The following is a 6,490-nucleotide window of genomic DNA, read 5'->3' as shown; positions in this document are numbered from 1 at the left end:
TTATTAACATTTTGTTTAATCATAGATATACCTTGATTACCAATGTTATTTTGTAATTTATCACTCTGATTTTTATAATTAGAATCTACAGGTTTAGATTCTATAGGTTTAGCTTTAGGTTTAGATTCTATAACTTTTACATTGTCATTTGATAACAAATTACCATGCATTTTTTTTAAATGTGTTTTTAAAATTTTTTCAGTTGATAATTGAGATGAACATATATGACAGCTAAATTGCTTTAATTCTATATTTGCAGTAGCCTTACGTTTAAAAAAATTATCAAGTAATGAAAAACTTAGCTGAGATAAAGAATTTACATTCGACTTTATAATATCAAGATGATGTCTAAAAGTTTGGATGTAATAATTATATTCTACTTTTATATTTTGATAAAGTCTTTGATCTAAAATTATACTATCAGTTTGTTTTTCACGCAATTCTTGATGCATATTATATATAATATTTGTAGCCAATTTAAATAATGTTGTATCAAATTGATGTGAATGAATAAATACTAGTATATTTTTATCAACTATATCTATTTCAAAATGTTGTTTATTAGCAATACCACCAAATGCATTACATAAAATTCCTGAACAATTATTTTGCTGAATATCACTATAAAATTTGTCAAGATCTCTTTTAGGAACAGTGTTATTTCCAAAATTTTTTGAATCAATTAAAATATTTGGTTTATTATCTTTTATCATTTGAATATCTCCTGAATTAGCAGTATGTGAAGTGTCTACTATTTCTGTATCTGGAAATCCTTCTGATAATATATTAAATAAAACAGTTTCAGCTACTTGACCCTTTTTTGCAGAATTAGATACATTTAAATTTGAAAGATTTTTTTCAATAATACATATCTTATTATTCATTTCATGTGAACTTAGTGATTTTTCAAATGAATCTTTAATACATATATTTAAATCGTCAAATTTTTGACTATTGATAATTTCAATACGTTCTTTGAAATTCTCAAAAATCCCCTTTAATTCATTATTGTTATTATTTTCTTTTAATAGCTGCGTTTGAAAGTCATAGAAGGTACTTTTCAATTCAGTATTAGTAATATCTTTTATAGATTCTAATTTATTATTAAGAATAACATTAACATTAGATACATTAAGAGATAAATTATTGAGTTCATGTGTATGGTTTGATAATACATTTTTAATATCATCTAATTTATTATAGATTAGATTTGATTTTAAACTATCAGAACCTATAACTTTGTCTACTTCTATATACATTTTTACAAAATGCAATATGCTTTTCTTATTTGATAAAAAATAAGACAAGATATCAGAATTAGTTAATATACTTTCTATATCAGAATTAAAATCTTTAGTATAATGGTCTTGCATATTATTAAAGTTATATTAAATTTTATATTTAAATTACTTTAGTGCGGAAAAAAAATATTGGGTATATATACAATGCAAAGCAGATTAACGTATAAAGAATATGGAGCTATAAAAATTTATAACAAAGAAATTGATGATTGGACATATATTAGACCAAATATTATAGGAGATGTTTAACAATCAATTGCACAAAAAGATCACAATGGGTGGATTATTTGTGACGGGAGGAGTTTATAATATTTTATTTCATTTAATAGGGGTATCTTTTGGAAGTAACAATGCAACTACTTTTAAAATTCCTGATGCAAGAGGAAGAGTTTCTGGTAGTATTGGTCAGGGTTCCTGATTAACAAATCGATCTCTTGGTGACACTGTAGGTTCAGAAACACACACGATGACTACAACTGAAATGCCTTCACATACTCACGAAGTAATAGATAATGGTCACTCACATAGTTATACAAATAATACAAATGATCAAGGTGTTAATACTCTTACTACACAAGATAGCGCTGCTGACAATGCAGATTTACCAACTACAACAGGAACTTCTACAACAGGTATTACAATTGCAGCTGCTGGTTCTGGACAAGCATTTGATATTATTATTTATTGCAAATACATTTATTTATGCATTACATTAAATTTCAATTTAAAGATATTTTTAATATTAATTTTATTATTAATTTAATATTAATTTTATTTGTGGGTTATTATCTTAATTTTTTATCTATATAAATTTAATGAATAAAAAAGAATTAGATAAATTACATCAATTAATTGGTACAGATATTAATCGTTATACTATTACAAAATATATCAATTCTGGATCTTTTGGAGATGTTTTTGAAGCAAAAAATAAAAAAACAGGCGAATTAGTCGCTTTAAAAATACCAATATTAAACGATGAAAGAGATGGACTTCAATCTTTATTAGAAGAAGCAAAAGTATATAAAAATATATCAGATAGAGAAAATGGGGTTGCAGAAATGAAAGTTATAAAAAATAATGATAGAAAAATTATAGTAATGGATTTACTAGGACCTTCTTTAGAAGAACTTTTAAATAAACACAAAAAATTTAGTATGAAAACAGTTATATCATTAGCTATTTCAATGATATCTGTTATAAAACACATACATAGTAAAGGATATATACACAGAGATATTAAACCAGATAATTTTACACTAGGACATGGTAACATCATAGACGGTGGAGGTAAAGGGACAGATCCAACCAAATTATTTTGTATAGATTTTGGATTATCTAAAAAATACGTTAAACGCAATGGTGACCATATACCTTTTTGCGAAAATAAAAAATTTTGTGGAACTGCTAGGTATGCAAGCATCTCTTCGCATAAAGGAAGAGAACAATCTAGAAAAGATGACCTCGAATCAATTGGATATTTACTTGTTTATCTTTATAAAGAAAAATTACCGTGGCAGGGAATAAAAAATAAGGACAAGAACAGACGTTACGAATTAATAGGAGAAAAAAAGGATAAAATTTCAGTCGAAGATCTTTGTTCAGGAATGCCAAAGGAATTTACTATATTTTTAAAATATGTAAAAAATTTAGATTTTGATGAAAAACCACACTATTCTGCTCTTAGAAAAATGTTTTACAAGCTTTACAAGTCAAGAAACTACAAAGATGACAAATTAGAATGGAATCAATAAAGTACGTAATCCTTACATCATATCAGTTAATTTTTACACCCTTGAAGATTTAAAACGCCGGTTTTCGCTTAGCTTCGCTCGTAATTAATTTAAAATTAATTTAATTACAATTATTAATGGAACTAAATTTAGAAGAACAAGTTAAAAAATTAAAAGAATAAAATGAGTTATTGAAAATCCGATTAAGTAACTACACTAATCCATCTTGTAATAAAATATATTATGAAAAAAATAAAGAAAAACTTAACGAAAAAAATAAAGAAAGAGCTAAAGTACATTACCAACAAAATAAAGAATTAATTAGACAAAAACAAAAAGAATATTATGAGAAAACAAAAAAAAAATGAAAATGAATATTTATTTTCATTTTATTATTTCATAATAAATGAAAGAACCACCTGATCCAGATAACATTGATACTTCCAAATTTACTGTCGTTAAATCCACCCTTAATCAATTCTGTAATAATAATTTCATTAAACAAAAACTTAATCAACACGTTCTTAATTCAAATAAACTAATTTTTGAAGTTTATAAATTTGCTAATTTACATTTATTAAGATGTTTTAGAGACTGTGAAGTTTTACCTGTTTTAGATCAAAGTTTCTTTTATAAATGTTCTTGTTACGTTAGTGAAATGTATCTTAAAAAATCTCAAAACAACAATACAATTTCATTTAATAAAACTTTTGAAATTTATAAATTACAAAGACCAAAAGATTATAAACCTGCTTATAGAGATAACCTTGGAAGCATTATTAATTATTTAGATAAACAAATGGTTATTTCAACTATTAATCACCTCGTTCTTAATTTTTATAAACGGTTTAGTAGATTCATTAAAGATAAATACGAACTTGATAATAAAACTGTTTATGAAATTTGTAAAGCTGTTTATGATAAAGACTACAAAGGTGAAAATGAAATAGTTAAGAAATATAGAACTATTCTTGATAATAAACCACCTTATGAAAAGTTTATCAAAAAAGACACAACTAAAATTCTTAAAATTTATAATGAAATTTTGACTTTTAACATTCAAAACAATAAAAGATTATTTTCATTAATACCAAATAAGAATGGATTTACTATGAATTACATAAATATTGATAAAACAGGTATAAAAGACATCTTAGTAAGCATAAAATTAGATAATTTCAAAAGAGAACACTTTGATAAGCATACAAAAAGTTATTGGAACAAGTTTTTTCATATACAAAAATTTGAAACAATTAATAAGAAATTTCATTCATTTTTAACAGATGGTGTGAGTGTAAGTATTCTTTTAGAAAAAACAAATACAAATGACATTGTTAAATCAAAACCAAAAGAATTTGTTTATGAAAATCAAGAATTAATTGCTTTGGATCCTGGTTTAAGAATGTTATTTGTTGGATGTAATAATCAAAATGACACAATTATAGATTGTTCAGGTAAAAGCTATTATCACGATGCTGGTATTAACAGAATTAATGATAAGCAAAAACGACATTACAATAAAGATGAAGTGGTATTGAGTTATATAAGAAATATGCCTATTGGAAAAACTAATGATATAACTGAATTTTGTAAGCAACTTAGTTACTGTCTAAATAAATTAGATAAAGTGTTAGAATTCCATTACAAAAATCCATTTAGGAAATGGCATTTTACAAAATACATTTTAGAAAAGAAAAAGATAAATGAGTTATGTCAGTTAATTAGTAAAAAACAAACCATTAATGAACCAAGTAAAGTAGTTGTTGGATTTGGCGATTGGAGCAATCCACACGATTCAATTATACGAGGTCATAAACGTGGTCCAGTTCTAAAACTTAAAAAACATTTACGAAAATGGTGTAAAGTGATAGATGTAAATGAATTTAGAACAAGTAAATTATGTTGTAAATGTCATAATGAAACAGAAAAGGTATCTTATAATGGTGTCAAAGTCAATAGTGTTCTCCGTTGCTGTAACAACGAGTGTGGAATGATTATTGATAGAGATATAAATGGTTGTAAGAATATCTTAAAAATGCTAATGGTATCATTAAATAAAATGGATAAACCAGAGGCGTTTAAGCGAACGAATAAATCTTTACCCAGCTTAGCTCAAAAGGCAAATGTAAGCGCGAAAGTAAAGACCTTGTGAGCGCAAGCAATTCAAGATTACATAACTAACTTTGCTGAAATAAAATGTCAGTTTCAAAACCGGCGTTTTAAATCTTCAAGGGTGTAAAGAAAATATAGAACTGGATGAACATGGTGATAAAAATTATAAATGTACTTTAATAAGTATTCAAAAACAGTCTTTTGAAGATAAATTTTTCTTTTTAGATTTTTCCAAAAGTTGTTTTAATTTAATTTTTTTATCATTAATGATTTCTATATTATTTAATATTTTAAACCATTTTGTTTTGATAAAATATTTATGCCAAAGATCTTTAGGATCTGGTTCTCTTATACTTATTCCATGTATTCTCTTTGGACATTCATTGATACAAAAATTACTAATAACTATTTTTTGTATATCATTTGCTATTTTTTGATCAGTTATACTTAGAACTAAATCAAATTGTTGAGGATCAGATAAATTCAAGACTGTATCACTTGTTAATTTTAATACTTTTATTTTTTTTACAATATTTTTTAATTTACGCAAATCAAGTGGTACTAAACAACTATATTTTGGTTTATATTTATTTGTTTTTTTAAATTCACAAGCTAAATTTTTTGTATAATTTTTCCATGTTTTATCATCGTTTGTATTTGGTAATTTACCAAAATTTTTTAATGTAGATACACTTAAATCTGGATGCCAACTAGGACTAGCTAATGCAAATTTAGAATAATATGAAGTTTCATATATTGAAGTCATTCCTCCCATATAACATGCATCATATGATATTAATTTAATATTAAATGGTTTTACTATATACTCTAATAATTCTGAAATTCCTAAAAATGGATCATTCCAAGGACCTACAACAACAGATCCCCCATGTCCATAATACGATATAGCTTTTATATCAGTTTTTCTATCCTTTGCATCAAGTTTTATGAAATCAACTAGATTTTCTAACCAACGTTTTCTACTATAATTTCTTTGTTGGCTTTTTTTTAATAATATTTCTTCATTTGATGTCATGTAAATGATATTTGCTAAACGTTTACCATATATTTTCAAGATATATACACTAGTATTAATGTCTAAATTCTTTCTACATTTTTTAAAATTTTTGTAAAAATCCTCATGTTCATCTTTATCAGTTATATGTGAAAATACAAACCAACTCTTCATTGTTATTAATATATATAATCAATAAATTAAAAAATACAATTCATTCATATTTTTTATTTTTTTTAATTTATTATAATAAAATGGATCTAAGTGATACGGAAAAAAGAGATACAGAAAAAAGAGATACAGAAAAAAGAGATACAGAAAAAAGAGAT

The 6,490-nt window shown here is 24.7% G+C and carries 7 protein-coding genes; 5 read left to right on the top strand and 2 right to left on the bottom strand.

What is annotated here, in order from left to right; genetic code table 11:
* Positions 1-1,373, bottom strand: a 1,373-nt coding sequence (locus AC8IG9_RS06325) for a hypothetical protein (protein ID WP_507425969.1), incomplete at its 3' end; no start/stop codon positions are given.
* Positions 1,374-1,542: 169 nt separating this feature from the next.
* Between AC8IG9_RS06325 and AC8IG9_RS06320 the strand changes: the two genes are divergently transcribed.
* The 5 genes from AC8IG9_RS06320 (at position 1,543) to AC8IG9_RS06300 (ending at position 5,186) form a co-directional block, all read left to right on the top strand.
* Positions 1,543-1,719, top strand: a complete 177-nt coding sequence (locus tag AC8IG9_RS06320) for a tail fiber protein (RefSeq protein WP_507425968.1) — start codon at positions 1,543-1,545, stop codon at positions 1,717-1,719.
* Between the two features lie 48 nt (positions 1,720-1,767).
* Positions 1,768-2,064 carry a hypothetical protein gene (locus AC8IG9_RS06315; protein WP_507425967.1) on the top strand — a complete coding sequence of 99 codons (297 nt, stop codon included), beginning with the start codon at positions 1,768-1,770 and terminating at the stop codon, positions 2,062-2,064.
* 52 nt (positions 2,065-2,116) lie between these two features.
* On the top strand, positions 2,117-3,055 hold the full coding sequence (locus AC8IG9_RS06310) for a casein kinase 1 family protein (protein WP_507425966.1): 939 nt from the start codon (positions 2,117-2,119) through the stop codon (positions 3,053-3,055).
* Positions 3,056-3,225: 170 nt separating this feature from the next.
* On the top strand, positions 3,226-3,402 hold the full coding sequence (locus tag AC8IG9_RS06305; RefSeq protein ID WP_507425965.1) for a hypothetical protein: 177 nt from the start codon (positions 3,226-3,228) through the stop codon (positions 3,400-3,402).
* Between the two features lie 38 nt (positions 3,403-3,440).
* Positions 3,441-5,186, top strand: coding sequence for a zinc ribbon domain-containing protein (locus tag AC8IG9_RS06300; protein WP_507425964.1), 1,746 nt, complete (start codon positions 3,441-3,443; stop codon positions 5,184-5,186).
* A 147-nt stretch (positions 5,187-5,333) separates the two neighbouring features.
* Here AC8IG9_RS06300 and AC8IG9_RS06295 read toward each other — a convergent pair whose 3' ends face one another.
* Positions 5,334-6,335 (bottom strand): hypothetical protein, encoded by a 1,002-nt coding sequence (locus AC8IG9_RS06295; protein WP_507425963.1) that lies wholly within the window; start codon positions 6,333-6,335, stop codon positions 5,334-5,336.
* Positions 6,336-6,490: the final 155 nt, after the last annotated feature.

The organism is Candidatus Allofontibacter sp. (assembly GCF_040404065.1).
Taxonomy (GTDB): Bacteria; Pseudomonadota; Alphaproteobacteria; order Pelagibacterales; family Pelagibacteraceae; genus Fontibacterium.
The sequence above is the reverse complement of the archived record's forward strand: the minus strand, read 5'-3'. Positions and strand labels throughout refer to the sequence as shown.

Coding starts and splice junctions, on each gene's coding strand:
- AC8IG9_RS06320 (WP_507425968.1), top strand. CDS start 1,543: ATGTTTAACAATCAATTGCACAAAAAGATCACAATGGGTGGATTATTT.
- AC8IG9_RS06315 (WP_507425967.1), top strand. CDS start 1,768: ATGACTACAACTGAAATGCCTTCACATACTCACGAAGTAATAGATAAT.
- AC8IG9_RS06310 (WP_507425966.1), top strand. CDS start 2,117: ATGAATAAAAAAGAATTAGATAAATTACATCAATTAATTGGTACAGAT.
- AC8IG9_RS06300 (WP_507425964.1), top strand. CDS start 3,441: ATGAAAGAACCACCTGATCCAGATAACATTGATACTTCCAAATTTACT.
- AC8IG9_RS06295 (WP_507425963.1), bottom strand. CDS start 6,335: ATGAAGAGTTGGTTTGTATTTTCACATATAACTGATAAAGATGAACAT.